Annotated in this window: 22 protein-coding genes and 2 pseudogenes; 4 read left to right on the forward strand and 20 right to left on the reverse strand. The window is 70.4% G+C overall.

Annotation, left to right across the window (positions count from 1 at the left end; all coding sequences use genetic code 11):
- Positions 1 to 19: 19 nt before the first annotated feature.
- From ACTRO_RS09020 to ACTRO_RS09045, 6 genes are all read right to left on the reverse strand, one after another.
- Complete coding sequence (locus ACTRO_RS09020; RefSeq protein ID WP_034262716.1) at positions 20 to 826, reverse strand: hypothetical protein; 807 nt, start codon at positions 824 to 826, stop codon at positions 20 to 22.
- A complete protein-coding gene (locus tag ACTRO_RS09025; protein ID WP_211244165.1) occupies positions 823 to 1,827 on the reverse strand; it encodes an ABC transporter ATP-binding protein in 1,005 nt (334 codons plus the stop codon). Before ACTRO_RS09025 ends, ACTRO_RS09020 begins: the two co-directional genes overlap by 4 nt.
- Positions 1,824 to 2,072, reverse strand: a complete 249-nt coding sequence (locus ACTRO_RS48795) for a PLDc N-terminal domain-containing protein (protein WP_034262718.1) — start codon at positions 2,070 to 2,072, stop codon at positions 1,824 to 1,826. The genes ACTRO_RS09025 and ACTRO_RS48795 overlap by 4 nt, the downstream gene beginning before the upstream one ends.
- A complete protein-coding gene (locus tag ACTRO_RS09035) occupies positions 2,069 to 2,659 on the reverse strand; it encodes a helix-turn-helix domain-containing protein (protein ID WP_051450549.1) in 591 nt (196 codons plus the stop codon). Before ACTRO_RS09035 ends, ACTRO_RS48795 begins: the two co-directional genes overlap by 4 nt.
- A gap of 119 nt (positions 2,660 to 2,778) precedes the next feature.
- Complete coding sequence (locus tag ACTRO_RS09040) at positions 2,779 to 3,237, reverse strand: nitroreductase family deazaflavin-dependent oxidoreductase (RefSeq protein ID WP_034262719.1); 459 nt, start codon at positions 3,235 to 3,237, stop codon at positions 2,779 to 2,781.
- A complete protein-coding gene (locus tag ACTRO_RS09045; protein ID WP_034262720.1) occupies positions 3,234 to 3,836 on the reverse strand; it encodes a TetR/AcrR family transcriptional regulator in 603 nt (200 codons plus the stop codon). Before ACTRO_RS09045 ends, ACTRO_RS09040 begins: the two co-directional genes overlap by 4 nt.
- Positions 3,837 to 3,972: 136 nt before the next feature.
- Here ACTRO_RS09045 and ACTRO_RS09050 point away from each other — a divergent pair, with 136 nt between their 5' ends.
- Positions 3,973 to 4,749 (forward strand): GOLPH3/VPS74 family protein, encoded by a 777-nt coding sequence (locus ACTRO_RS09050; protein ID WP_034262721.1) that lies wholly within the window; start codon positions 3,973 to 3,975, stop codon positions 4,747 to 4,749.
- A 14-nt stretch (positions 4,750 to 4,763) separates the two neighbouring features.
- Here ACTRO_RS09050 and ACTRO_RS09055 read toward each other — a convergent pair whose 3' ends face one another.
- The 5 genes from ACTRO_RS09055 to ACTRO_RS09075 all read right to left on the reverse strand — a co-directional run bounded on the left by ACTRO_RS09055 (position 4,764) and on the right by ACTRO_RS09075 (position 12,705).
- Positions 4,764 to 5,189, reverse strand: coding sequence for a hypothetical protein (locus tag ACTRO_RS09055; protein ID WP_034262722.1), 426 nt, complete (start codon positions 5,187 to 5,189; stop codon positions 4,764 to 4,766).
- A 170-nt stretch (positions 5,190 to 5,359) separates the two neighbouring features.
- Positions 5,360 to 6,802: a dihydrolipoyl dehydrogenase family protein gene (locus ACTRO_RS09060; protein ID WP_034262723.1), complete on the reverse strand. Its 1,443-nt coding sequence runs from the start codon at positions 6,800 to 6,802 to the stop codon at positions 5,360 to 5,362.
- 148 nt (positions 6,803 to 6,950) lie between these two features.
- Entirely contained in the window at positions 6,951 to 10,223 is a 3,273-nt protein-coding gene (locus ACTRO_RS09065; RefSeq protein ID WP_034262724.1) for an AfsR/SARP family transcriptional regulator, read from the reverse strand.
- A 276-nt stretch (positions 10,224 to 10,499) separates the two neighbouring features.
- Entirely contained in the window at positions 10,500 to 11,204 is a 705-nt protein-coding gene (locus ACTRO_RS09070; protein WP_034262725.1) for an SDR family oxidoreductase, read from the reverse strand.
- A gap of 28 nt (positions 11,205 to 11,232) precedes the next feature.
- Positions 11,233 to 12,705, reverse strand: coding sequence for an MFS transporter (locus ACTRO_RS09075; RefSeq protein ID WP_084316109.1), 1,473 nt, complete (start codon positions 12,703 to 12,705; stop codon positions 11,233 to 11,235).
- A gap of 54 nt (positions 12,706 to 12,759) precedes the next feature.
- On the opposite strand from ACTRO_RS09075, the gene ACTRO_RS09080 reads away from it, so the two are divergent.
- A complete protein-coding gene (locus ACTRO_RS09080; protein ID WP_211244167.1) occupies positions 12,760 to 13,278 on the forward strand; it encodes a winged helix-turn-helix transcriptional regulator in 519 nt (172 codons plus the stop codon).
- A gap of 28 nt (positions 13,279 to 13,306) precedes the next feature.
- Here ACTRO_RS09080 and ACTRO_RS09085 read toward each other — a convergent pair whose 3' ends face one another.
- The 6 genes from ACTRO_RS09085 to ACTRO_RS09105 all read right to left on the reverse strand — a co-directional run bounded on the left by ACTRO_RS09085 (position 13,307) and on the right by ACTRO_RS09105 (position 19,409).
- Complete coding sequence (locus ACTRO_RS09085) at positions 13,307 to 14,317, reverse strand: LacI family DNA-binding transcriptional regulator (RefSeq protein ID WP_034262726.1); 1,011 nt, start codon at positions 14,315 to 14,317, stop codon at positions 13,307 to 13,309.
- 76 nt (positions 14,318 to 14,393) lie between these two features.
- Positions 14,394 to 14,543 carry a hypothetical protein gene (locus ACTRO_RS47075; protein ID WP_157436001.1) on the reverse strand — a complete coding sequence of 50 codons (150 nt, stop codon included), beginning with the start codon at positions 14,541 to 14,543 and terminating at the stop codon, positions 14,394 to 14,396.
- 72 nt (positions 14,544 to 14,615) lie between these two features.
- On the reverse strand, positions 14,616 to 15,728 hold the full coding sequence (gene rhaS, locus ACTRO_RS09090; protein ID WP_034262727.1) for a rhamnose ABC transporter substrate-binding protein: 1,113 nt from the start codon (positions 15,726 to 15,728) through the stop codon (positions 14,616 to 14,618).
- A gap of 74 nt (positions 15,729 to 15,802) precedes the next feature.
- Positions 15,803 to 16,849, reverse strand: a complete 1,047-nt coding sequence (locus tag ACTRO_RS09095; protein WP_051450550.1) for an ABC transporter permease — start codon at positions 16,847 to 16,849, stop codon at positions 15,803 to 15,805.
- Positions 16,846 to 17,883 carry an ABC transporter permease gene (locus ACTRO_RS09100; protein ID WP_051450551.1) on the reverse strand — a complete coding sequence of 346 codons (1,038 nt, stop codon included), beginning with the start codon at positions 17,881 to 17,883 and terminating at the stop codon, positions 16,846 to 16,848. Before ACTRO_RS09100 ends, ACTRO_RS09095 begins: the two co-directional genes overlap by 4 nt.
- On the reverse strand, positions 17,880 to 19,409 hold the full coding sequence (locus tag ACTRO_RS09105; protein ID WP_034262729.1) for a sugar ABC transporter ATP-binding protein: 1,530 nt from the start codon (positions 19,407 to 19,409) through the stop codon (positions 17,880 to 17,882). Before ACTRO_RS09105 ends, ACTRO_RS09100 begins: the two co-directional genes overlap by 4 nt.
- Positions 19,410 to 19,730: 321 nt before the next feature.
- On the opposite strand from ACTRO_RS09105, the gene rhaI reads away from it, so the two are divergent.
- Positions 19,731 to 20,897, forward strand: a complete 1,167-nt coding sequence (gene rhaI / locus ACTRO_RS09110) for an L-rhamnose isomerase (RefSeq protein WP_034262731.1) — start codon at positions 19,731 to 19,733, stop codon at positions 20,895 to 20,897.
- Positions 20,898 to 21,020: 123 nt separating this feature from the next.
- Positions 21,021 to 21,842 (forward strand): ATP-grasp domain-containing protein, encoded by an 822-nt coding sequence (locus tag ACTRO_RS09115; RefSeq protein ID WP_034262732.1) that lies wholly within the window; start codon positions 21,021 to 21,023, stop codon positions 21,840 to 21,842.
- A 251-nt stretch (positions 21,843 to 22,093) separates the two neighbouring features.
- Here the strand turns inward: ACTRO_RS09115 and ACTRO_RS09120 are convergent, their stop codons facing one another.
- The 3 genes and pseudogenes from ACTRO_RS09120 to ACTRO_RS50885 form a co-directional block, all read right to left on the reverse strand.
- Positions 22,094 to 23,029 (reverse strand): ribokinase, encoded by a 936-nt coding sequence (locus ACTRO_RS09120; RefSeq protein ID WP_034262733.1) that lies wholly within the window; start codon positions 23,027 to 23,029, stop codon positions 22,094 to 22,096.
- Between the two features lie 158 nt (positions 23,030 to 23,187).
- A pseudogene (locus tag ACTRO_RS09125) lies at positions 23,188 to 24,195 on the reverse strand (arabinofuranosidase catalytic domain-containing protein); the annotation flags it as partial.
- Positions 24,196 to 24,264: 69 nt separating this feature from the next.
- Positions 24,265 to 24,723: pseudogene (locus ACTRO_RS50885) on the reverse strand (RICIN domain-containing protein); the annotation flags it as partial.
- Between the last annotated feature and the right edge of the window lie 2 nt (positions 24,724 to 24,725).

A 24,725-nucleotide genomic window follows, 5' to 3' on the forward strand; every position in this document is an offset into this window, starting at 1 on the left:
AGGGATTAGCACGCTGCTCTCAGATCTCCCGCGCACGCAATCGGGCGACCGCGAGGGCGAGAGCGCCGACGCTGGCCGCGACGGTGACGCCGAGGACGGGCACGAAGTGGGTCAGGGACCACGTCCCGTCGACGAGCTGGACAGGGGCGTTGACGAGCGCGCTGGGCATGTAAAGGTCGATGGGGTGGACCATGCCGAGAACCGGCAGGGCGAGCAGGATCACCAACGCAGTGCCGGTGATCGCGACCGTGCTGCGGACGAGAGACGCGGCCAGGGCGGTGGTCGCGATGGCGAAGGCCAGATAGACCGTGCCGCAAAGCATTCCGGCGAGCATGCCGCCGATCGGAAGCGGGCCGAGCAGCAGGTTGGTTTCGTACCAGGTGGCGAGGCTGCCGAGGAGGTAGGCGACCGCGGCCGCGCCTGCGGTGACGGTGTAGCGCGGTGCTATCAGGCTCCAGATACTGGTCGAGCGTGTGCGAAGGAAGATCGCCATACCCTTGGGCGAGTCGAATCCGAGAGCGCCGGCGGCCAGCGCCACGACGAGGACCAGGCCGATGAGCGTGGCCTCGCTGATGTATCCGTTGACCCCGTCGGCCGGGGTGGGCGGGGGCAGGTAGATGCGGATGCCGTTGCCGACGTGGCTGCCGATGAGCTGGTTCTCGTACTTGGTGATGACCGGCTCGACCAGGCCGATCAGCACATAGACGACGGCGAGGGCGATGGCGCGCGGGGTACGGGTCAGCCGCAGCCATTCCAGTCGCCACAGGTTCATCTGCGTCCGACGACCGGCACTCTCGACGGCGGTGGTGGCGGCGACGGTCGTCATCTCAGTTCCTTCTCGTCGGTGCCGACGGTGCCGACGGTGCCGGCGGTCAGGGCGAGGAACGCGGTCTCGAGGTCGGCGGCGGCCGGTTCGCAGGAGATCTGGCGCGCCCCGCACGCGGCGACGGCGGCGGGGATGCCGCGCTCCCCCGCTTCGATCGAGGTGGCCTCGATGCGCAGGCTGTCGGGGGCGATCTGCTCGACGGCGGTGGCCCAGGGCTGCGCGGCGATGGCTCGGGCCACCGCCTCGGGGTCGGGCGCGAGGCGCAGCAGCCAGCGCGGCTGGAGGTGGGCCTCGAGCAGGTCCCGGGTGGACCCCTGGTACAGCAGGCGTCCGGCGCGCAGGATGCCGAGGTGGTCGGCGACGCGTTGGACGTCGGCGAGGATGTGGCTGGAGATGATCACGGTGCGCTCGCCGCGCATGCCCGCGATCAGGTCGAGGATCTCGGCGCGGCCGGCCGGGTCGAGGGCCGAGGTCGGCTCGTCCAGGATGAGGAGGTCGGGGTCGCCGACCAGGGCGCAGGCGAGGGCCAGGCGCTGGGTCATGCCCCGGGAGAAACCGCCGACGCGGCGCCGCATGCTGTCGGCCAAGCCCAGGGTGGTCAGGGCCTCCGCGACCTTGTCGGAGCTGTCGTCGTTGCCGGCGGCGGTGTCGGGCCGGGCGTCGGGGGCGGTCATCATGCGCGCGAGGTCGACGACCTCGAACGCGGTGAGCCAGGATTCGAACTCGGGGACGTCGGGGCACACCGCGATCTTGCGGGGTTCGGCGTCGAGTTCGACGGCGCCTCGGCTCGGCCGGCGCATGCCGGTGAGCAGGGACAGCAGCGTGGTCTTGCCCGCGCCGTTGGGACCGACCAGCCCGTAGACGCTGCCTCGCGGGACACGCAGGTCGACGTCGAACACTCCGGCGCCGTGGTAGTCGCGGGTGAGACCGCTGGTGGTGACGACGGCCGCAGGCTGGGCGCTCGCGGCTCCGGCCACCACTACGGGTTCTGCGCTCGTCACCGCTGCCGACCTTGTCCGTCGTGGTCGCGGCCGACGAACAGATAGACCACGCCGCTGATCGGCGACCCGACGAACAGGATGAGCAGGGCCCACACGATCTTGGGCAGGTGAAGCACCGACCGGGAGCGGACCACGTCTATCAGGCAGTAGATGTCGAAGGCCGCGATGATGACGAGTACCGGTATGAGGGCGGCGAGAAGTGTGGACGAGGACTGGGATGCCGCGAGAACGCTGTCGTTCGTCATTTCGGTTCGGGGCCCTTCGAATCGTCTTGCGCGTCAGGGTTCTCATTGCTGCCCGGCGCGTCGTCGCCGAGCAGCAGCACCGTCGCCAGGATCCGGCGCCGGCGCCCGGGTTTCGGCCCGTTGGCCGCCCGCGGGGCCAGCACCCGTGCCAGGTCCTGCAGCAGCTCGTCGTACTCGGCGTCATCGAGCCACATCCCGCCGAGCCGGTAGGCGACCTTGTCCCGGATCGGGTCCACGTCGGGGCGGCGCAGGTAGCGGTCGGCGTCGGCCAGCAGGCCCGCGACGAACGCCATGAAGGCCTCCCGGTGCTGGGCCGGGCTCATCGCGGTGATCGCATCAGGGCTGAGGGAGGCGGCCGCCAGGCGCAGGATGTAGGTGCGCTCGACCGTCCCGCGGATCTTCCGCTCGGCGACCACCTGCAGCACTTGCGCTTCGACGAGGGTCGCGACGTGCCGGTACAGGCTCGCGGGCGGGACGTCGGAGAGCTCTTCGCGCAGCTGGGACGTGGTGAGCGCGCGGTCGCCCAGGAACGCCTGCACGATGCGCAGGCGCACCGGGTGCAGCAGCAGGTCGGCGGAGTCGGTCATACAGACGAGGCTACACCATTGTTACCAGACTTGAGAACATTATCGGTATCGATAGAGATAACGTTCGAGCCGCAGGTCGAGTGCGGACGGGCCCCACGCATCCGTCGGCTGTCGACGCCTCAGTCGGTGGTCAGAGTCACCATCGGCAGGTCGTCGACAGGGCGCCCTACGGCGTGCTCGATAGTGGCGCGCAGCTTCTCCCAGGCCTTCGGGTGGGCGGCGGCGTAGCGGGCGAGGGCGGCGGCCGACTCGGGCGGGCTCATCGCGGTCGCGGTCGCGGGCACCGAGCGGCGTAGCCCGACCGAGACTCTCACCCGCGGGTCGGCCTGGATGTTGCGGTACCACTGTGCTCCGATGCCGAACCCCGAGACGATCACGTACTGGCTCGGGGATGGGCGGTCGACGACCTCGAGGACGACGTAGCGACGCGCGCCGGTGGTGCGGCCCTTGTGCTGCAGCATGAGCAGCCGGGACCCGAAGACGAAGCCGAGGCCGGCCCGGTAGAGCCCGATCGGGGCGCGCACGAACCAGCGCGTGCGCAGGGCCTTTGCGGCGACTTGAATTCCGATCCCGCTCATCTCAGTTTCCTCTCTGCCGAGCTCGGCGAAATTCCGGGCGGTGCCGCGAGACGTCGCAGGGGGCTGTCGATCGGCATTGCGCGCGCCTGCTCGTCGATGATCCGGTGGAGCACGAGACCGTCGAAGGCCGCCAGGAGCACCGCGGCGCTGGCCACCGCGTCGTCGTCCGCGGCACCCTGGCCGCGCAACCATTGTGCGAGGGCTTCGCGGCACTCGCGCAGCACGACGGCGAGTTCGCTGCGAAGCCGTTCGTGGCGGGTGGCCGCGAGCATCGTCTCCGCGAAGACGAGCGTGGCCGCGTCTTCGGGTTCGTAGGAGCCGGCTGCTTCGAGAAGCAGGTCGAGCACCTGCTCGCCGGGCATGGCAGTCACGGCGGCCGTCAGTCTGCCCGCCTCCTCCCGCACCACGCGCAGCGCGGCGTCGATCAGCAGGTCGGTGACCGAGCGGAAGTGATAGTGCACCAGGCCGGGCCGCACGCCGGCTCGGTCGGCTGCCAGCCGCGTCGTCACCGAGCCCCACCCTCGTTCGGCGATCAGCTCCGCTGCGGCCCGCAGGAGCCGCGTGCGCGTCTGATCGCCTTGCTCTACCGCTGTGGCCACGGCTGATACCGGAGGTGGCGGATTTGGTCGATCGCCTTGGGCATACGTCCAAATTACTCGGCGGTGTGCACGCGGGCAACCCGGGCCTGATGCGCTTTCAGATCGCCACGGGAGTCGCGGAAACCGGGTACGGGCTATGTTCGGGAGTCATGGTCGAGAACATGGGAACTCTGGGCGAGGAATCGTCCTGCTGGCGCTCGCGCCGAACGGCCGGCTCATCGTCTGGGACCGGCTGCGCTTCGCTTTGGCCGGTTCGGAGTTGGTCCGGCTCGCCGCCGCGGGCCGAATCGATCTCGTCGACGGGCGGATCGAGGTCTTAGCCGCGGCGGAATCCGATCCGGGTGACGAGATGCTGAGGGTCGCCCTCGACTCCATCCGGCGGGCCGAGGCCGCGCCGCGGGTGGAGGCGTGGGTTTCCGGGCGTGGGCAGGGCATCGTGGACGCGTACCTGGCGTCGCTCGACGCCGCGGGGGTCATCCGCACCGAGCGTCGCAGGATGCTCGGGCTGACCTTGGCCACCCGGTGGTACGTGTCAGACTCGGAACGGCAGCGTCTGGCCCGGGCTCGGCTGGACGAGATCGCGCAGGACGGCGGGATCGACGAGAACGGCGAGGCGCTCTGCACCCCCGAGCAGGCCGCGCTCGGCGGGCTGGTCGGCGCGATCGGCCTCGGCGCGGAGCTCTACCCCGGGCCCGAGGGCGCGGCGGCGCGCGAGCGGCTGGTCGCGGTGGGCCGCTTCGACGGGATGCCGGGAGTCGCCGCGCAGGTCGCCGGTGCCGCCGCGTTGCAGGCGATCAGGGAGGCCGTCGACGCCGCGATGCACATCACGATCGACGCCGCGATCCACGCGGCCGAAGCGGCGACGGCACATCACGCCGCGCACAGCGTCACCGTGTCCGGCGGCCACCACTGACTCGCCTGCGCCGGCTACTCGTAGCGTTCCCAGACTGCTGATTCCGCCTCGTCCGTCAGCGTCAGGTCGAGCAGCGGTGCCCGGGCCTGGGCGATCAGGGCGCTCAGTTGCCGCGCGCCGTCGGCAGCGGCGCGCAGGGTGACGACGGCTTGGGCGGCGCTCTGCGACTGCTCGCTCTCGTCGGTCACGCTGATCAGGATATTGCGTTGGGCCATGTCGGCGACCTGGCCGGCCAGACTCTCGAAGGCGCGGGCGAGGTCCTCGCCGGCCGCGCGGAGGGTGACGACGTGCTCCGAGATCGAGCCGGGCGTCTCGGCGCCGCCGGCGTCGCGGGCCACGGAGTCGGCCAGCGTGTGGGCGGCGGCCGCGAGGGCGGCGCTCAGCTGCTGGGAGCGGTCGACCGCGCCGTTGCCGCCGGTCCACTCTGTCTCGAACGTCATCTCAGCCACGGGGAGACCTCGTCCTCGTCGATCGCGCCTTCGCTATGAAAGCAGGTTGCCATGTCCCGGCGGCGCAGGCCGGGGCCGGGCCGAGACGCTCACGCGCCGGCCCTGTCGGTTCACGCGGATGGGCTAACGGCAGCACGCCGGGCGGCCCCGCCGTGGCGATGTCAGCCCCGGTACGTCTCCAGCAGGCGGAGCCAGATCTCGCTGATCGTCGGGTAGGACGGCACGGCGTGCCAGAGCCGTGCGATCGGGACTTCGCCGACCACGGCGACGGTCGCCGAGTGCAGCAGTTCGGCCACGCCCGGGCCGACGAAGGTGACCCCGAGCAGGACCTCGCGGTCGAGGTCCACCACCATCCGGGCCCGGCCGGTGTAGCCGTCGGCGTAGAGGGAGGCGCCGGCCACGCCGCCCATGTCGTAGTCCACCGCGCGGACCCGGTGCCCGGCCGCTTCGGCCTGAGCCGCCGTCAGGCCGACCGAGGCGGCCTCCGGGTCGGTGAAGACCACCTGCGGGACCGCAAGCTCGTCGGCGGTGGCCGCGAACGGGCTCCACGCGGTCGGCTCCGCCCGCTCGCCGTGGGCGCGGGCGCCGATCACGGCTCCGGCGATCCGGGCCTGGTACTTGCCCTGGTGGGTGAGCAGCGAGCGCTGGTTCACGTCGCCGACGGCATAGAGCCAGTCGCCGTCGACGTCTCGCACCAGGCAGGAGTCGTCGACCTCGAGCCACGAGCCGGGCTTCAGGCCGACGGTCTCCAGCCCGAGGTCCGCTGTGGCCGGGACCCGCCCGACGGCGAAGAGGATCTCGTCGGACTCGAGCCGTTGCCCGTCGCCGAGCACGGCGGTGACCGGCGCGCCTTCCTGCTCGCCGCGTTCGAGGGCGGTGACCGAGACGCCGAAGCGGACCTGCACGCCGGCCTCCCGCAGGCCGTCGGCCACCAGTTCCCCGGCGAACGACTCCATCCGGCCCAGCAGCGCGTCGCCGCGCACCAGCAGGGTGACCTGCGAGCCGAGCGCCTGCCAGGCGGCGGCCATCTCCACGGCCACCACCCCGCCGCCGACCACCGTCAGGCGGCCGGGCACCTGCTGCGCGCTGGTCGCCTCCCGGCTGGTCCACACCCGCGCACCGGCCAGGCCCGGCAGGTCGCCCGGCACCTGCGCCTGCGTGCCGGTGCACACGGCGACCACGTGCCGGGCGGTGAGCTCCCGCTCCTCGCCCGACGGCGTGCTGACGACGACGCGTCGAGGCCCCTGCAGCCGGGCGTGCCCACGCACCAGCGGCACGCCGACCGAGTCGAGCCAGCCGACCTGGCCGTCGTCCTTCCAGTCCGAGGTGAAGCTGTTGCGCCGGGCCAGCACGGCCGCCGCGTCGAGCGCACCACTCACCGCCTCGCGCGCCCCGGCGACCCGCCGCGCATCCGCCAGCGCCGCGGCCGGCCGCAGCAGCGCCTTGCTCGGCATACACGCCCAGTACGAGCACTCGCCGCCGACGAGTTCGGCTTCGACGATCACGGTGCTGAGTCCGGCGGCCTGGGTCCGGTCGGCCACGTTCTCGCCGACCGGACCGGCGCCGATCACGATCACGTCGTAGACGTCGCCTTCGGAATCCATGGCCACGAGGTGTCCTTCCAGTGCGCAGGGCGGGTTCCACGCGCGGGCGCGCGCTCCCATCCTGCCGTGTTCACCGGCCGCGTGCGCGGGTTGCCGAGCTTCGAGGCGTGTTGCGGTGGCGGGAAGGCGGGAGGAGCGCTGCCGTCGCTCAGAGCGCGGCGAGCCGCTCGGCCGCCGGGACCGCCTGGCGCACGCCAAGCCGCTGATACAGTCCTACCGCCGCGGCCAGTTCCTCTTTCGCGGCTTCGAGCTCGCCGAGTGTTTCGAGACAGCGGGCGACGCCGTCGAGCGCGCGTGCCTCATCCAGCGGGCTCGAGGCCTCCCGGGCCAATTCGAGTGCCTGGCGGTGATGGCCGAGCGCAGCCTTCGCCTGTCCGGTCTCATGGGCGAGTGCGCCGATGCTGTTGAGCACGGCCGCCTGGTTCTGCACGTCCTCGCTGTCGCGGAACATCGCCAGCGAGCGGTCGAGAAGTCCGGCAGCGGCCTCGTTTTCGCCGCTCGCCGCGCGGGTCAGTGCGAGACCGTGCAGCGCGTCGGCTTGTCCCAGAGCGTATCCGCCCTCTTCGAAGATGGCGTATGAGCGCTCGAACAGAACGGTCGCCTCGGCGAGCTCCCCGGCCGCGAGGCCGACGTGGCCGAGGCCCCACCGCGAGATGGCCTCGCCCGCTCGGAAGCCGATCTTGATGTCGATCTCCAGCTTGCGCCGGTAGAGCGAGCCGGCGGCCTCGAAGTCGCCGAGCCACGTCAGGATCTGGCCGCGCAGTCCGAGCGCGTTCGACTCGCCGTGCGCGCTCTCCTCACCCTGATACAGCGCTTGGGCCTGGCGGGCATACTCCTCGGCCTGGCCGAACCCGCCCGTGACCATCAGCGCGTAGGACAAGTCGATCAGCGTGTTCGCCTCCCCGAGCCGGTATCCGGTCCGCCGCCACAGCTGCAATGCGCGCTCCAGCAGGCCCACCGACGCCTCGGCCTGCCCGACGACTTGACGCACCCGTCCGAGTTCGATCAGCGCGGCGGCCTCGCCGTGCAGGTTCTCCGTGTCGCGGAAGACGGCCACCGCCGTCTCGATCAGCTCGGCCGCGGCGGAGAGCTCGCCGCCCACGTGCTTGATCCGGCCGAGTTCGCACAACACGTTGGCCTGTCCCTCGAGCGCGCCGACTTCGCGGTAGCCGTCCAGGGCCTGCTCGCAGAGTTCTGTCGCGACGGGAAGCTGTCCGCTGACGTTCATGATCCGCGCCAGGCGGAACAGCGCCCCGGCCTCTTCCTCCCGCTCGCCGAGGCCGGAGGCCAGATCGGCGGCCTTGCGGTGCAGGGCCGCCGCCTGCGTCCACGGGCCGTGCAGCAGAAGGAACTGGCCCATGCGCTTCGTCAGCGCGATCGCCCGGCGCGGGTCGGTGGCCGCGGCGATGCCCAAGGCGGCGACGAGGTTCGCCTGCTCGGTCTGCATCCAGGCCCGCGCGTCTGCGCGGTCGGACATGACAGGGATCTGACCCGCGGCCGGGCCGGACGAGTCCCTCTCGGCGCGAGCTTGGTCGAAATGGCGGTCGGCCGCCTCGGCTGCGCACAGGTAGTAGTCCAACAGCCGCTCGCGTGCCGCCTCGCGCTGGGCGGTGAGTTCGGATCCTTCGAGCCCGTTGGCGTAGCTGCGCAGTAGATCGTGCATGCGATAGCGGTCCGTGGCGTGCTGGGTCAGCAGATTCTGGTCGAGCAGAGATGCGAGGACGCGCCGGGCCGCAGGGAGGTCCGTCTCGGCGAGGTTCGCCGCGGCGTACACGTCCACGTCCGGGCCGGGCACGAGAGCGAGGCTGCGGAACATGTGCTGCTCGCCGGCTTCGAGGCTCGTGTATGAGGCATCGAACAACGCAGACAGGTTGCGCTCGTCGTCGCGCAGCCGCTCGAGCCGGCCGGCACCGTCGCGCAGCTGCGCGACCAGCTCGGCGATCTTCGGGGCACGCGGATGACGCAGGCTCGCGGCGGCGATGCGGATGGCCAGCGGCATGTTGCCGCACAGCGCGATCAACTCGGCGATCGCCGGGTCACCCTCCGGCAGCCGCCCGGGCCCGGCGACCTTGTGCAGCAACGCGATCGCATCCTGATCCGGCAAGGCATCGAGTGAGAGCAGATAGGCGTCGTCCAGGCCGGAGAGCACGGCACGGCTAGTGATCAGCACCAGGCAGCCCGGCGCTCCCGGCAGCAGCGGGCGGACCTGGGCGGAGTTGGCGGCGTTGTCCAGCAGGATGAGCGTCTTCGTGCCGGCGAGACGCGAGCGGTAGTAGGCCGCGCGTTCGCCGAGATCGCGCGGGATCTGCCGGGGCGCGACGTCGAGCGAGCGCAGCAGATACCCCAGCGCCTCCTCCGCCGTCATCGGGTCCTGATCCGGCGTGAATCCGCGCAGGTCGACGAAGAGCTGGCCGTCGGGGAACCATTCGCCCAGCCGGTGTGCGGCGTGGATCGCCAGGGCAGTCTTGCCGATGCCGGCCATCCCGTCGATCGCGGAGATGACCACCATCCCGGCCTCAGTGCCCTGTCGTGCCTCATCCGCCTCGGCCAGCAGGCGGTCGATCTCGAGGCCCCGGCCCGTGAACGTCCGCACATCCGCGGGAAGTTGGTTCGGTGCTTTGTCGCTCGATGCGCTTGTCGTGCTCGCCGCGCTTGCCGCAGGCGCGGGTGAGGCGACGACCGCCACGTCTCCGCTGAGAATCCGTTGGTGGAGCTGTTGGAGCGAGGCACCCGGCTCGAGGCCCAACTCCGAGACGAGCACCCGACGAGCGTCCTGATACGCGGCGAGCGCCTCGGCCTGCCGGCTGCTACGCGCCAGCGCCAGCATGAGCGATTCGTGCAGCGACTCGCGCAGGGGGAACTCGCGGACGAGGTTGCTCAGCTCCGGAACGAGCTCCTCGTGCAGGCCTCGGTTGAGATCGGCAGTGATCCGCCATTCCCTTGCCTGCAACCGCAATTGGCCGAGACGCAGCAACCACGGCTCGTAGAGCGCGGCGTTGGGCACGTCGGCCAGCGGCTCGCCGCGCCACAGCGCCAGCGCCGCCGCGCACTGGGACGCGGCCGCGTCCCAGTCGCTCTCTGTCAGTGCCTTTCGACCGGCCGAGCACAGCCGCTCGAACTCCTGCGCGTCGAGTTCGCCAGGCCCGAGCTGGATCAGATAGCCCGGTGGCACGGCTTTGATACGCTCCCCCGCGGCGCCGAGACTCTGCCGCAGCCGCGTGACCTGGTTGTAGAGCGGTGTCGCGCTCGACCCGACGAGCCGGTCGCCCCACAGACAGTCCGAGAGCCGGTCGGCCGAGACGACGCTGCCGGCGTTCAGCAGCAGCGCCGCGAGCAGTGCGCGGCGCATCGCGCCGCGCACCTCCACGATCGAACCGTCGTCGGCATGGACCTGGAGGGGCCCCAACACATCGAAGCGCATGCGCGCACCCCTCACCGGTCCGTGGAATCGCGACGGCCAGATGATAATAGCCCTGCCCGCGCGTATGGAAGCCGGAGATCCACGGCATCCGACCAAATCAGAGCCCTGTTACTGCGCCGCGGCTAGGGCGCGTTTGAGGAGTAGCGTCGGATCAGGCCGCGGCGTCTGACGCGTGCGCTCGCAAGGCGCCGGGTCGGGCGCATACTCGGCCGTCTGTAACCGAGCCGGCAACGCAGCGAGCGTGCGTGGCAGGCGTCGCGGCCCCGGCGATACTTCTCAAACGCGCCCGAGGTTTCGGTAGAGGGCTGCGACGCCGCCGGCGAGTCCGGCGCGGACCTGGCGGCTGACGTCGTCGGCGAGGATCTCCGGGTCGCCGGCGGCCAGGCCGTCGAGGGCGATGCGCGCGACGTCGGACGGCTCCATCTTCTCCGCCTCCACGTGCCGGGCCAAGTCAGTGTTCATGTAGCCGACGTGCAGGGCGCTGACCTGCGTGCCCTGCGGGGCGAGCTGCTGGCGGAGCGCGTTCGTCAGCGACCATTCGGCGGACTTCGCGGCGCAGTAGGCGCCGGCTTCGGGCAGGGCGAGCCAGGAGAGGACCGACAGGACGTTGAGTATCGCTCCCCCGCCGTTGGCGGCCAGGTGCGGGGCGAAGGCCCGGCTCATGGCGAGGGTGCCGAAGTAGTGCGTGCGCATCTCCAGGTCGATGTCGGCCAGGTCGCCGTGCAGGAGCGAGGCGCCGGTGGAGCTGCCCGCGTTGTTGATCAGGAGGCTGACGTCGCCGAGTTCGGCGGCCACGCGGGCGACTTGAGCGTGGTCGGTGATGTCGAGCTGGACCGGCGTGGCACCGGGCAGGTCGACGGTCCGCGGGTCGCGGGCCGCGGCGTAGACCCGGGCTCCGCGCTCGAGGAGCTGCCGGGCCAGGTGAGAGCCGAGGCCGCGGTTGGCTCCGGTGACCAGGGCGGTGGATCCTTCGATCTTCATGGCGTTTTCCTTTGCGGGTGAGGGCGGGTCAGCGGGCCGGGGCGGCTTCGGCGGCGGGCGCCGATGCGTCCGAGGTGGTGACGGCCGGGAGGTGCGGTTCGGAGGCCCGGCGCAGGACGGTGAGGGCCGGGATGACGCCGGCCAGGGAGATCGCCGCGGTGGTCCACCAGACCCGGTGGAACGCGGTGGTCGCGACGGCCGCGTCGTGGGTCGCGTCGCCGAGGATGGCCACGGTGATCGCGACGCCGAGGGCGAGGCCGGTCTGGCGGATCATGTTGACGACGCCGGAGCCGGTGGCGAACGAGTGGGCCGGCAGGGACACGGTGGCGCTGGACATCACCGTGGGCAGGGTCAGCCCGACTCCGACGCCGGTCAGCAGCATCCCGCCGAGCACGCCGGCGGCGTAGTCCGGGTGCGCGTGGGCGCCGACGGCCCACCAGACGATGCCGGCGGTGAAGGCGACGCTGCCCGCGGCCGAGGTGAGGCCCGGGCCGAATCTGCGGATCACCCGCCCGGCCACCAGGAAGGACATGGGCGGGACCATCAGCGGGCCGGGGGCTATCGCCAGGCCTGCGCGCAGGGCCGTCCAGCCCCACACCTGCTGCTCGAAAAGCACGATCGAGAGCAGCATCGCGCCCATGCCGACGGAGAAGAACACGGCGATCACCGAAGCTCCGGTGAAGGCGGGCGAGGCGAACAGGCTGGGGTGGATGAGCGGTGTACGGCTGCGGGCCGTGTGCGCGGCCAGGCCGGCCAGCAGGAGCGCGGCGGCCGCGAGGACGGCCAGGATCCGGGGCGAGGACCATCCCCATGCCCCGCCCTGGACCAGGCCGAGGGTGAGGGCGGCCACACCGGCGGTGACCAGGACCGCGCCGAGCGGGTCGGGGCGTTCGATGGCCTGGCCGGGCAGGCGCGGCAGCCAGCGCGCACCGAGGACGAGCACGGCGAGCCCGATCGGCACGTTGACCAGGAAGACCAGCCGCCAGTCGACCGCGACGAGCAGTCCGCCCACGACCGGACCGAGCGAGGCTGCGACGCCGCCGAACGCGGTCCAGGCCCGGACCGCGCCGGCGCGCTTCTCGCGGGGGTAGGCGGCCAGCAGCAGGCTGAGCGAGGTCGGGGTGAGCAGCGCGGCGCCGGCGGCCTGAAGCACCCGGAAGCCGATGAGCATGCCCACGCCCGCCGAGACCGCACAGCCGGCCGAGGCCAGGGTGAACAGGGCGACGCCGAGCAGGAAGGCCCGGTCGCGCCGGTAGCGGTCGGCGAGCCGCCCGAAGAAGACCAGTAGTGCGGCGTAGACGATCGCGTAGGCGTTGAGCACCCAGGACAGTTCGCCGATGTCGCCGGCATGCAGGTCGGTCGCGATGCGCGGCAGGGCCACGTTGACGATGAACAGGTCGAGCGAGGAGAGCGCGACCCCGACCGAGACGATCAGCAGCACCTGGCCGGGGGTGGCCACGCGCCCCCGGGCTCCCGCCCCGGGCTGACTATTGATAACCATAGCTAGAACCTAGGCGGCTGGCTATGACTTCGTCAAGCCAGCTAAGATGGGGGCATGGCAGTCGACGAGAAGGCAGGCGGGAACGGGGCGGACCCGACGGTGCGGATGACCGGCGCGCTCGATCCGCGCGGCGGCTGGACCGCCTCGGGGTGCACGGTGGCCAAGGCGGTGGACGTGGTCGGCAACCGCTCCGCGTTCCTGATGCTGCGCGAAGCGTTCTACGGCACGACCCGGTTCGACGACTTCGCCGAGCGGGTCGGAGTGACGGAGTCGGTGGCCGCGGCGCGGCTCAAGAGCCTGGTCGAGGACGGTCTGCTGGAGAAGCGCCCGTACCGCGAGCCCGGCGAGCGCACCCGGTACGACTACCACCTGACCGAGAAGGGCGCGGACTTCTTCCCGGTGATCACGGCACTGATGCAGTGGGGCGAGCGCTGGCTCGAGCCCTCCGGCGTGGAGATGCGCCACCGCGGGTGCGGGGCACTCGTGCACGCCGAACTGCGCTGCACGCACGGACACGCCGTGGACGTGCGGGAGACCGACCTCGTCCCCAAGGCGAAGGCTGAGGTTCGCTGACGCCGCAGCGGCGGCGCCTGACTGCGGGTCAGGGACGCCCGACGAGCGTGGAGCGGCGCACGACCAGCTCCGGCTGGAGCACGACCTGGCGGTGCTGGTGCTCGCCGGCGCCGTCGGTCTCCTCCAGCAGCATCTCGGCGGCGAGGCGGCCCATGGCGGCGGCCGGCTGGCGGACCGAGGTGAGCGGCACGGCCGCGGCGGAGGCGAACTCGATGTCGTCGTAGCCGACGATGGCGATGTCGCGCGGCACGTTGAGCCCGGCGGCGAAAAGGGCCTGCAGCATGCCGAGCGCGAGCAGATCGTTGGCGCAGAACACTGCGGTCGGGCGATGGGGCAGGCCGAGCAGCCGGGCGCCGGCGTCGCGGCCGGCGGCGACGTCGAGGGTCTCGGTGGGAAGCTCGGTGAGGGCTTCGGAGCCGAGGCCCGACTCGGCCAACACCGCCAGCGCGCCGGCCCGGCGGTCCCGGATCTGATGCAGGTGGGAGGGCCCGCTGACGTAGGCGATGTTGCGGTGGCCGGCGTCGAGCAGGTGACGCACCGCCAACGTGCCGCCGACGACGTCGTCGACCGACACCGAGCAGCCGCCGCCTCCCGCGCCGACCCGGTCCACCAGCACGAACGGTATGGCGTTGCGGCGCAGGCTCTGCACGGTCTGGCCGCTGTCGTCGGCGGGCGTGAGCAGGACGCCGCGCACCCGCTGCTCGGCGAACAGCGCCAGGTACTCGGCCTCCTCGCGTGCGCTCTGGTTGCTGTTGCAGACCATCACGCCCAGGCCGGCGCGGCGCGCGGTGCGCTCGGCGCCGCGGGCGATGTCGACGAAGAACGGGTTGCCCATGTCGAGCACGAGCAGCCCCATGATGCGGCTGTGCCCGGCCCGCAGCTGCCGGGCGTGCTCGCTGCGCACGTAGCCGAGTTCGGCGATGACGGCCTGGACCCGCTGGCGGGTGTCCGCGGCGACCGAGTCGGGACGGTTGATGACGTTCGAGACCGTGCCGACCGACACACCCGCGTGCCGCGCGACGTCCTTGATGCCGACCATGGATACCTTCAGTCCGTCCTGCGTGCTCGATGCGGCGTAACGGCCCCCGCCTGGCCGTTTCGCTGCCATGTTAGGGCTAGGGCGCGTTTGAGGCCGCGCCGGGCGGGGCGGCGAGACGGAAGATCTCGGGCAGCGGGGCCATGGCGGCGTCGGGCGCGGTGCGCCTGCGCCGGTACTCGGCCAGACGCTCCGGCCGGATCTGCAGAGTGAAGCAGACTCGCTGCACGATGATCGCCCTCTCAGATGTGGATGCGCCGTCCCGGTGTGTCGCCACCGGGACGGCGCACGGTCGGTGGAATCAGAAGTTGAACTGGCCGATGTTGGATTTGTCGAACACGGTCGGCTGGCCGAGCGTCACCACGCCCTGCGCGCCGACGGTGAAGGAACCGAGGTCCCCGGCCGTGAAGGTCTGGCCCTGGGCGCCGGTGATCTGGCCGGAGGCGAGCGCCACGCAGGCGTACGCGGCGAGCTCGCCGAGCTTGGCCGGGTCCCACAGCTCGAAGGCCTGCACGGTGCCGTCGGTGACGTAGGCGCGCATGTCGTTGGGCGTGCCGAGGCCGGTCAGCAGGACCTTGCCCTTGTACTTCGAGCCGTCCAGGTACTGCGCGGCGGCCTTGATGCCCACCGTCGTCGGCGAGATGATGCCCTTGAGGTTCGGGTACTGCTGCAGCAGGCCCTGGGTTTGCTGGAACGAGGTCTGCGCGTCGTCGTTGCCGTAAGCGATCTTGACTAGCTTCATCTTCGAGTACTGCGGCTTCTTCAGCTCGTCCTGCATGTACCCGATCCAGGTGTTCTGGTTCGTCGCGGTCTGCGCGGCGGAGAGAATGGCGATGTCACCGGTGTAGTCGAGTTCCTTGCCCAGCAGGTCCACCTCGGATCGGCCGATGTCCTCGGCGCTGGCCTGGGAGATGAAGATCTGCCGGCAGTCGGCGTTGGTGTCGGAGTCGTAGGTGACGACCTTGATGCCGTTGGCCATGGCCTGCTTGAGCGAGGTGCACAGGGCGCCCGGATCCTGGGCGGAGACGGCGATCGCGGAGACCTTCTGCTGGGTCAGTGTATTGACGTAGGAGACCTGGCCGGCGGTGTCCGTGGCCGAGGTGGTGCCGACTTCCTTGTAGGTCTCGCCCAGTGTCGTGAGCGCGGATTTGCCGCCGCCGTCCGAGATGGTGAAGTACGGATTGTTGACCTGCTTGGGCAGGAACGCCACGGTCAGCCCGGTCTTGGTGGCGGCGTTCGCGTTCGCCGAGGAGCTCGAACCGGCCACGGCCGCGGTGGACGCGGCGGCATCGGTCGAGCTCTTCGTCGCCCCGCTGCACGCAGACAGGCCCACAGCGAGCAGACCGCTTGCGGCCGCGGCCGCGAGCACGCGTGCCTTGACGGGGTGACCGCGGAACGGGTGAGCGTTGATCATGACTCTTCCTCTCGTGAAGGGCGACGCCGGTGTCGTTCCAGTCGTGGGGAACAGAAGGTGGTCCGACCGGTGGCTCAGGCTGTGGTCGCCGCGCCGGCCGGTAGGGCGGTGTGTGCTCGGCGGGCGCGGGCCGTGGCGATCTGCCGGGCGACGCGCGGGCCGAGGACGGAGATGACGAGCAGGACCCCGGTCACGACGATCTGTGATTGCGCCGAGACGTTGAGCAGGCTCATCACGTTCTGCAGGGTGCCGAGCAGGAACACCCCGGCGAGCGCGCCGCCGAGGGTGCCGCGTCCGCCGTCGAAGTCGACGCCGCCGAGTAGCACCGCGGCCACGACGGACAGTTCGAGGCCTGTGGCGTTGTCGTAGGTGGCGCTGGCGTAGTGCAGCACCCAGAACACGCCGGTGAGCGAGGAGACGAGGCCGGTGGCGACGAACAGCGACGCCTTGACCCGCTTGACGCGCAGCCCCGCGAACCAAGCGGCCTCGGGTGAGGCGCCGATGGCGAACACCGAGCGGCCGAAGCCGGTGGCGTGCAGGACGACGACGGCGATCACGGCCAGGACCAGCCAGGGGATCGCGGCCGTCGGGATGAAGCTGCCGCCGATCCGGCCGGAGCCGAAGTTCAGATAGGACTGCGGGAAATCGGTCACGGAGTTCGCGCCGAGCACGATCTGCGCGATTCCCCGGTAGGCGGCCATCGTGCCGATCGTCACGGCCAGGGAGGGCAGGCCGAGCCGAGTGACCAACAGAGCGTTGACGAGCCCGCACACGACGCCGAGTACCGCGCAGATCAGGATGATCATGTTGATGTTCATGCCGTCGTTCCACAGCGCGCCCATGACCGAGCCGGACAGTCCGACCGTCGAGCCGACGGACAGGTCGATCTCGCCCGAGGCCACCAGCATCGTCATCGGCAGCGCGATCGCCGCGATGGGCAAAGCGTTGCCGATCAGAAAGCTGATGTTCAGTGCATTGCTGAAGTCCCCGACGAACGCGTACGACGCGAGGATCAGCACGATCAGCAGAGCACTGACGACGGTGTCCCAGCGCACCGCGCCGCCCCATCGCCGCGCCGAGGCTGCCGGGCGGGTCACGGATGTCAGGGTCTTCTCGGTCATCGGGCGCTCCTCGCCGCTCGGGCCCGCTTGCGCAGCAGGTCGGCGATCCGCAGGGCCACGACCCGGTCCACCGAGATGGCCAACAGCAGCAGGACTCCGTCGATCGCCTCGACCCACACCGAGCTGACGCCGATGGCGGGCAGGACGCTGTTGATGGAGGTCAGCAGCAGGGCACCGAGTGCGGCGCCGTAGACGCTGCCGGAACCCCCGGTGAAGCCGACGCCGCCGACCACGACCGCGCTGACCACGGTCAGCTCGTATCCGGTGCCGGTGGCGGCGTCGGAGTAGCCGAACCGCGCCAGATAGAGCGCGCCGGCCAGACCCGCCAAAGCGCCGCACAGGATGAAGGCCCCGAAGACACGCTTGCGCGTTGCCACGCCGGCCAAGGCTGCTGCCTGCGGATTCGAGCCGAGCGCGTAGCACTCGCGGCCGCTGCGGTAGTTGCGCAGATAGTAGGCCACTGCGATCAGCACGACGGCGGCGAGGATCGCCAGATACGGGATCGCCCAGATGCCGTCGTGCCCGAAGGTGGTGAACCCGGAGGGCAGCTGCGCCGCGGTGACCTCTCGCGAGCCGACCCACACCGAGTCGAGGCCGCGGATGATGTAGAGCGTGCCGAGCGTCACCACCAGCGAGGGAACCCTGCCGAGGCCGACCAGTAGCCCGTTGAGCACGCCGAACACCGCGCCTACGACGATCGCGATGAGCGCGGCGACGACGGGGCTGCCGCCGCCCTGCATATAGTCGCCGGCTGCGAACGCTGAGACGCCGAGCACGGAGCCGACCGAGAGATCGACATTGCGAGTGATGACGACGACGGCCTCGCCGACCGCGACGAGCACGAGGACGGTCGCGTTGAGCAGCAGATCCTTGATGCCCTGCTCGGACAGGAAGGAGCTGTTGTCGATCTGCGTCGCCAGCAACATGAGTACGAGCACGGCGAGGATCGCCAGTTCGCGCATCTTCAGGACCCGATCGAGCAGGCTCGCGGGCGCTTGCGCCGCGACGTGCACGGGTTCGAGGGTGGCGGTCACGCGCCGCTCCTGTTCGTCGTTCCGGTGGCCGCGGCCATCACCGACTGCTCGGTGGCCTCGCTCCGGGGTATCTCGGCGCTGATCCGGCCCTCGTGCATGACCAGCACGCGGTCGGCCATGCCGAGGATCTCCGGCAGGTCGGAGGAGATCATCAGGACCGCGACACCGTCGGCGGCCAGTTGCGAGAGCAGCCGGTGTACTTCGGCCTTGGTCCCGACGTCGATGCCGCGGGTCGGCTCGTCCACGATCAGCACGGCCGGCTTGGTGGCCAGCCACTTGGCCAGCACCACCTTCTGCTGGTTGCCGCCCGAGAGGGTCCCGACCAGGTCGCCCAGCCGTGCGTACTTGACCTGCAGCTTCGTCGCCCAGTCGAACGCCCGGTCGCGCTCGCCGGTGCGGCTCATCAGCCCGGCTGTGGAGGTCTCCTTCAGCCCGCTCAGGCCGATGTTGCGCTCGATCGACATCTCCATCACCAGGCCCTGCGCCCGCCGATCCTCCGGCACGAGCGCCAGCCCGGCGGCCATCGCAAGGCTCGGTGACCCGGGTCGCAGGATCCTGCCGTCGACCGTCACGCTGCCGGCGTCCCACTTGTCGACGCCGAACACCGCCCGGGCGACCTCGCTGCGCCCAGCACCTACCAGCCCTGCCAGCCCGACGATCTCGCCACGCCTGACCTGGAAGGAGACGTCAGTGAACACGCCCTCCCGCGTCAGCCTGCCGACCTCCAACGCCACCGCGCCGACCGTCGGGTCGTGCTGCTTGGGATACAGCTCCTCGAGCGTGCGCCCGACCATCCGCTGCACCAGATCCGACTCGGTCAGCCCGGCAACCGGCTCGCTCGCGACGAACGAGCCGTCCCGCAGAGTCGTCACCCGCTGGCAGAGTTCGAAGATCTCCTCGAGCCGATGCGAGATGAACAGCACCGCCGCGCCTTGCTCGCGCAGCGTGCGCACCACCGCGAACAGCCGAGCCACCTCGCTGCCGGTCAACGCTGCGGTCGGCTCGTCCATGATCAGCACCCCGGCATCGAAAGACAGGGCCTTGGCGATCTCCACGAGCTGCTGGTCCGCGATCGACAGGCCGCGAGCGGGCCGGTCCGGATCCATGTCCACGCCCAGGCGGACGAAGAGCGACGCAGCTGCCTTATATACCGCGCGATGGTCGACCCGGCCGAACGAGCGCTTCGGCTGGCGGCCCATGAAGATGTTCTCGGCGACGGAGAGGTCGGGGAAGAGCGTCGGCTCCTGGTAGATCACGGCCACGCCGGCGTCGCGGGCGTCCGCGGGCCCGGCGAAGTCGACCGGCGAACCGTCCAGCAGCACGGTGCCCTCGTCCGGACGGTGCACGCCCGCCAGCACCTTGATCAAGGTGGACTTGCCGGCGCCGTTCTCGCCGGCCAGCGCGTGCGCCTCGCCGGCGTGGAGCTGGAGGGAGACCGCGCGCAGAGCGCGCACCGCACCGAAGGACTTGCTCACCCCCTCGAGCGCGAGGACCGGAACCCGCGGTTCCTGGTCGGCTGTCGTCATAAGGCGGGACTCCTGATCGTTTCGGCAGCTGAGGCAGGCTGTGAAATGTTTCAGAGGAATTGCCCGGGAGGCTAGCCTCGGCGCCGAGGGTCGTCAAGGGACTTGCCATCGTCCATGCTGCAGTCGGTGGAGGAGTGTTTGCTCAGCAAGATCGAGAAACTGAAACGGTTTCAGCTAGGCGGGTTCAGCGCGGTAGAACCTCGACTCGGAGGCCTTGACGGGCCTCAGGTTGCTGACTACCTTTGCGCAATACTTGAAACGATTCATGACTCAGCGGGCGGAGTTCCCGCTGCCGCGGCCGCGTGACCGAGAAGAGTGAGCATGTCTGACATACCGGCCGTGAAGGCGGCGCTGGCGGCGCAGGTGATCGAGACTCCGTCGTGGGGCTACGGGAACTCGGGCACGCGCTTCCGGGTCTTTCCACAGGCCGGTGTGCCGCGCGATCCGTTCGAGAAGCTGGCGGACGCGGCGGCGGTGCACGCGGTGACGGGAGTTGCGGCGCCGGTGTCGCTGCACATCCCCTGGGACAGGGTCGCGGACTACGGCAAGCTGGCTGAGCATGCGGCGGGTCTGGGTGTCCGGATCGGGATGATCAACTCGAACACCTTCCAGGACGAGGACTACAAGCTCGGCAGCGTCTGCCACCCAGACCCGCGTGTGCGCCGCAAAGCGATCGATCATCTCCTCGAGTGCGTCGACATCATGGACGCGACCGGGTCGGACTCGCTCAAGCTCTGGTTCGCGGATGGCACCAATTACCCGGGCCAGGACGACATCGTGGCACGGCAGGACCGGCTGTTCGAGGCGTTGACCGCGGTCTACGCGCGGCTGGGTGACGGTCAGCGGCTGGTGCTGGAGTACAAGCTCTTCGAGCCGGCGTTCTACTCGACGGACGTCCCGGACTGGGGCACCAGCTACGCACACTGCCTCAAGCTCGGACCGAAGGCGCAGGTCGTGGTCGACACCGGTCACCACGCGCCAGGGGTGAACATCGAGTTCATCGTGGCGTTCCTGCTGCGGGAGGGCAAGCTCGGCGCGTTCGACTTCAACTCCCGCTTCTACGCGGACGACGATCTGATGGTGGGATCGGCGGACCCGTTCCAGCTGTTCCGGATCCTGCACGAGGTCGCGAAGAACGGCGGCTTCGACCCCGCCAAGGGCGTCGCGTTCATGCTGGACCAGTGCCACAACATCGAGGCGAAGATCCCTGCGATCATCCGCTCGGTGATGAACGTCCAGGAGGCGACGGCCAAGGCGCTGCTCGTCGACCTCGACACCCTGCGCGCCGCACAATCCGCCGGCGACGTGCTCGGCGCGAACGCCGTGCTGATGGACGCGTACAACACTGACGTGCGCCCACTGCTGGCGGAGGTCCGTCAGGAGATGGGACTGCATCCGAACCCCTTGGCCGCTTACCAGGCCAACGGGTACGCGGCGAAGATCGTCGCCGAGCGGGTCGGCGGCAACCAGGCCGGATGGGGAGCATAAGGCCATGCACGAGACGGCGGCGACCTCCCTGCTCCGCTCCGCGCCGCGCCGGGGCCACCGACCTGACCAAGGCATACCATCCCGTACAGTCTCGGCTCGGGGGATGAGCCGAGGAGAGACCAGATGCACCGCCGCAGCAGGATCCTGTTCGTGACCGACCTCGCCTACCCGGCTCGAGGACGGCGCTACTGCGACGAGGACATCTTCCTGACCTCCCGGCTGCGCGAGACCTTCGACATCGCGCTGTGTCACCCGCTGGATGCAGAAAGCCTGATGGACGCCTTCGACGGCGTCGTCGTCCGCAACAGCGGGCCGGTGCTGCACTACCAAGACGCGTACGACGCGTTTCGGGAGCAGGCCGCCGCCCGCCGCACCCGCGTCTACAACCCGCTGACCGGCCGTGGTGACATGGCCGGCAAACAGTACCTACTCGACCTCTCCGCCGCCGGGCACCCGGTCATTCCCACCATCGACCGGCCCGAAGACCTGCACCTGCTTCCAGAAGCCGAGCAGTACGCGGTAAAGCCGAAGGTGGGAGCGGACTCGATAGGCCTGGCCTTCGTGCCGCGGGAGCAGCTGGCCGACCTCACGTACGGCGACATCCTGATCCAGCCGCGCGTCGACTTCCGCTACGAAGTGTCCTTCTACTTCGTCGACGACGACTTCCAGTACGCCCTTCACGCCCCCGACCCCGAGCAGCGCTGGGTCCTCGAGCCCTACCAGCCCACCGACGCCGACCTGGCCTTCGCCCGCCAGTTCATCGCATGGAACACCCTCGACCACGGCATCCAACGCGTCGACGCCTGCCGCACCCACGACGGGGAGCTGCTGCTCGTCGAACTCGAAGACCTCAACCCCTACCTGTCGCTGGACCTGCTCAGCGACGGGACCCGCGACGGGTTCGTGGCGAGCATGACCGCATCCCTGCACCGGTTCCTGGGTTAGCCGCGGAGCTCAGCGCCATCCTTCGAGTCCGAGTCCGGCTCAGTTCCGTCCTCAACGACTTTCTTCGCGTCCTCGAGCGTGTCCTGGGTCTGGTCGCTCTTGTCCTCGGCGGCGTCGGTGCGCTCGGCTTCGCCCTTGACAGTGGCGGGCGGGACGTCGTGCTTGTGCGCTTCGTGATCGATGTCTATCTGCCCGCTGTACCCGGTCCGCCCATCTTCGAACAGCTCGGGCCGGTCCTAACGCTGCCGGCGTCAGCCGACCGGCCGTCCGCGCTGGCGGTCGGCGCGGGTTCGCACGCTCTCGTACGTCAGCCGGGGCCGGCCGCCCTCGTGCTCGACGGCGAGGGATGCCGCCGCGACCGCCCAGCGACCTGCCTCCGCCGCGTCGAGCCCTTCGTCCAGCGCCGTGACCAGGGCGGCGACCAGTGCGTCACCGGCGCCGGTGGTGTCGCGGGCTTCGGCGCCGTCGAGCGGGTAGAAGACGTGCCCTTCCGACCACGCGAAGAGGTTCCCGACCCCTTCGACGGCCAGCGCGACCAGTCTGGGACCCTGGCCCAGCAGGTTCCCCGCCGCATGCAACGCGTCGGTCTCCCCTCTGATGCTCGTGCCGGTCAGCAGCTCGGCCTCGTGGCCGTCTGCGCGCAGCACGTGGGCGAGCTCGAGTAGGTCCCGGCGGTGCTCCGCCTCCGGGGCTCCGTCCAGAACGACTCGGCAGCCGACCTCCCGCGCCAGGCGCGCTGCGGTCAGCGCGCTTTCCGCCGGCTGCTGAAGCTGCACGACGACCGAGGCGGCACGTTCGACCACGTCGCGCGCGCCCAGCACGTCGGCGCCATCCAGCTGCACCGATGCCGGAGTGTCCTGCAGATAGCGCCAGCGGTTCTCGCCATCCAGAACCTCGACGATCAGCCCGGTCGAGGCTCCCGCGCGCCGGACCACGCAGGAGACGTCGATCCCGTCCGCTTCAGCCTGCGCCAGAGCGTCCGCACCCGCACTGTCGTCGCCCACCACGCCGACCAACGCCACCTCGACGCCGAGCCGGGCGAACGCGACGGCCTGGTTGGCGCCCTTGCCCCCCAGCACCTCGCGCCGCTGCCACACGCCCGCCGACTCACCGGCGTCCGGCACGTCGTCGACGCATAGCAGCAGGTCACGACCCACCGGACCGAACACCACAGCAGCCGCGGCCATCCGTACCTCCCTGCTCGATCGTCCAGTCTGGGTACCCCGCCGCCTCCGATCCATCCCGGCCGGGCGGCCGTTCAGGCAGTCTGCGCCTCGGCGGGTCCGAGTCCTGAACCCGCCGAAGCGCGCTGGGCGACGAGGTCGCAGCCGGAGGGCGATCAGGGCGCGTAGCCGGCCGCGGTGATGTCGGCCTGGACGGCATTCTCGGTGGCGTCGGAGGGATAGCCGGAGGTCATGACGCCTTCGTAGAAGGTGCCAGCGCCCTTGATGCTGTTGTCACCGCCAGTGCCGAGGATGATCGCGCCCTGCTTCTGCATCGGGTTGTAGCCGGAGGTGTTCACGTCGGGGCGCACGCCGCTGAAGTAGGTCGAGAGGCCGCCGGACTGGGCGTTGCCGGCCCGGATCGCCCACTGGTTGGCCTTTCCCTTGATGATCGCGGTGGTGAAGCGGTAATCGATCGTCGGGTCGTTGGGGTCGGAGCCCTTGACGTTGCCGGCGTACATGCCGTTCTCCATGTCGCCCATGACCCACGGGCCGCTGCCTGCGCCCTGGGTGTAGTTGCCGTCGTTGCCGAAGTAGATCGCTTCCATGGTGCCGTTGCCGTCGTCGCTGCTGTTGGTCTCGGCGTTGCCGAAGTCGAAGCAGCAGCCGTTGCTGTAGTGGGTGCCGTCGACGACGGCGTACATGCCCTCGGGCTGGTCGCCGGTGGCGATACCGCTGGTGGAGTTGTCGCGGTATCCGTCGCCGGGCACGATGGAGACGCCGTATACCTCGTGGCCGCCTACCGTCGCGGGTGCGGCGGTGGCGTTCGCCAGGTTGTCGGCTCCGCCGGACGCGGGACCGGTGAAGTGGCCCGGAGGCGCCTGGGTCAGGTTGTTCCCCTTGCCGCTCTGGTCGTAGATGACCGTGATGACGCAGGTCGTGCCGGAGCAGAACGAGTCCTGCGACGCGGCGTTGGCGTAGCCGCCGGTCGAGAGCACGCCGATGTTCTTCGTGGTGCTGTCCGATGCGCGGCGTACCTGGTAGAGGTTGCCGGAGTACGCGCTGTACATCGCACGGGTAGTGCTGTACGCGGCGACGCACGGGGTTCCACCGGAGACGTAGATGTCGCACGGCTGCGTGCCCGAACCACCGCTCGGAGTCCCGCCGACGAGGTTGAAGGCGACCTGCATGCGGGCGATATCCGAGCAGGTCTCCTGCACGATCGGGTTGTTCCCGGCGGTCGAGCCGCCCTGATCACTGAGGCACTCGGAGCTGGCGGCGTTGATGACCTCGTACTTGCCCGGGGTCGCGGAGGAGCCGGTGAGCGACCACAGCTGATTGCTCTGCGCCGCCCCACAACCCCACTGCTGCAACTGCGCGCCCGACGTGGTCGAATTGCCCGGGTCGTCGATGCACATCCCGCTGCCGACGTTGACCAGGTTGTACTTCCCGCCGCTCGCGACGACCTTCCACTCCTGGTACGTCGACCCGGTCGCGCACGCCGCCTGCGTCAACAGCGTCCCGCTCGCATTCGAACTCGACGGCACCTGCACGCACTTGCCACTCGCACCCGGCACCAGCGTGTAGATCCCGCCCGCCACCGGCGCCGTCGCCGCCTGCGCGACCGTCGGTAGCGCCAAGACGGCGGCCACCAAAGCGATCAGCGCCGAAACCAGCGCCGGCCAAGACCGCCACCGAGCATTCGCGTGGGGAGACATCA

This window comes from Actinospica robiniae DSM 44927 (assembly GCF_000504285.1).
GTDB lineage: Bacteria > Actinomycetota > Actinomycetes > Streptomycetales > Catenulisporaceae > Actinospica > Actinospica robiniae.

Bases quoted from the DNA above. Each gene is read 5' to 3' on its own strand.
- ACTRO_RS48795 (WP_034262718.1), bottom strand. From the start codon at position 2,072: ATGACGAACGACAGCGTTCTCGCGGCATCCCAGTCCTCGTCCACACTT.
- ACTRO_RS09120 (WP_034262733.1), bottom strand. From the start codon at position 23,029: ATGGCCGCGGCTGCTGTGGTGTTCGGTCCGGTGGGTCGTGACCTGCTG.
- ACTRO_RS09020 (WP_034262716.1), bottom strand. From the start codon at position 826: ATGACGACCGTCGCCGCCACCACCGCCGTCGAGAGTGCCGGTCGTCGG.
- ACTRO_RS09085 (WP_034262726.1), bottom strand. From the start codon at position 14,317: ATGGTCGGCATCAAGGACGTCGCGCGGCACGCGGGTGTGTCGGTCGGC.
- ACTRO_RS09055 (WP_034262722.1), bottom strand. From the start codon at position 5,189: ATGACGTTCGAGACAGAGTGGACCGGCGGCAACGGCGCGGTCGACCGC.
- ACTRO_RS09115 (WP_034262732.1), top strand. From the start codon at position 21,021: ATGCACCGCCGCAGCAGGATCCTGTTCGTGACCGACCTCGCCTACCCG.
- ACTRO_RS09065 (WP_034262724.1), bottom strand. From the start codon at position 10,223: ATGCGCTTCGATGTGTTGGGGCCCCTCCAGGTCCATGCCGACGACGGT.
- ACTRO_RS09050 (WP_034262721.1), top strand. From the start codon at position 3,973: ATGTTCGGGAGTCATGGTCGAGAACATGGGAACTCTGGGCGAGGAATC.
- ACTRO_RS09040 (WP_034262719.1), bottom strand. From the start codon at position 3,237: ATGAGCGGGATCGGAATTCAAGTCGCCGCAAAGGCCCTGCGCACGCGC.
- ACTRO_RS09095 (WP_051450550.1), bottom strand. From the start codon at position 16,849: ATGACCGAGAAGACCCTGACATCCGTGACCCGCCCGGCAGCCTCGGCG.
- ACTRO_RS09075 (WP_084316109.1), bottom strand. From the start codon at position 12,705: ATGGTTATCAATAGTCAGCCCGGGGCGGGAGCCCGGGGGCGCGTGGCC.
- rhaI (WP_034262731.1), top strand. From the start codon at position 19,731: ATGTCTGACATACCGGCCGTGAAGGCGGCGCTGGCGGCGCAGGTGATC.
- ACTRO_RS09105 (WP_034262729.1), bottom strand. From the start codon at position 19,409: ATGACGACAGCCGACCAGGAACCGCGGGTTCCGGTCCTCGCGCTCGAG.
- ACTRO_RS09080 (WP_211244167.1), top strand. From the start codon at position 12,760: ATGGCAGTCGACGAGAAGGCAGGCGGGAACGGGGCGGACCCGACGGTG.
- rhaS (WP_034262727.1), bottom strand. From the start codon at position 15,728: ATGATCAACGCTCACCCGTTCCGCGGTCACCCCGTCAAGGCACGCGTG.
- ACTRO_RS09035 (WP_051450549.1), bottom strand. From the start codon at position 2,659: ATGACCGACTCCGCCGACCTGCTGCTGCACCCGGTGCGCCTGCGCATC.
- ACTRO_RS09070 (WP_034262725.1), bottom strand. From the start codon at position 11,204: ATGAAGATCGAAGGATCCACCGCCCTGGTCACCGGAGCCAACCGCGGC.
- ACTRO_RS09060 (WP_034262723.1), bottom strand. From the start codon at position 6,802: ATGGATTCCGAAGGCGACGTCTACGACGTGATCGTGATCGGCGCCGGT.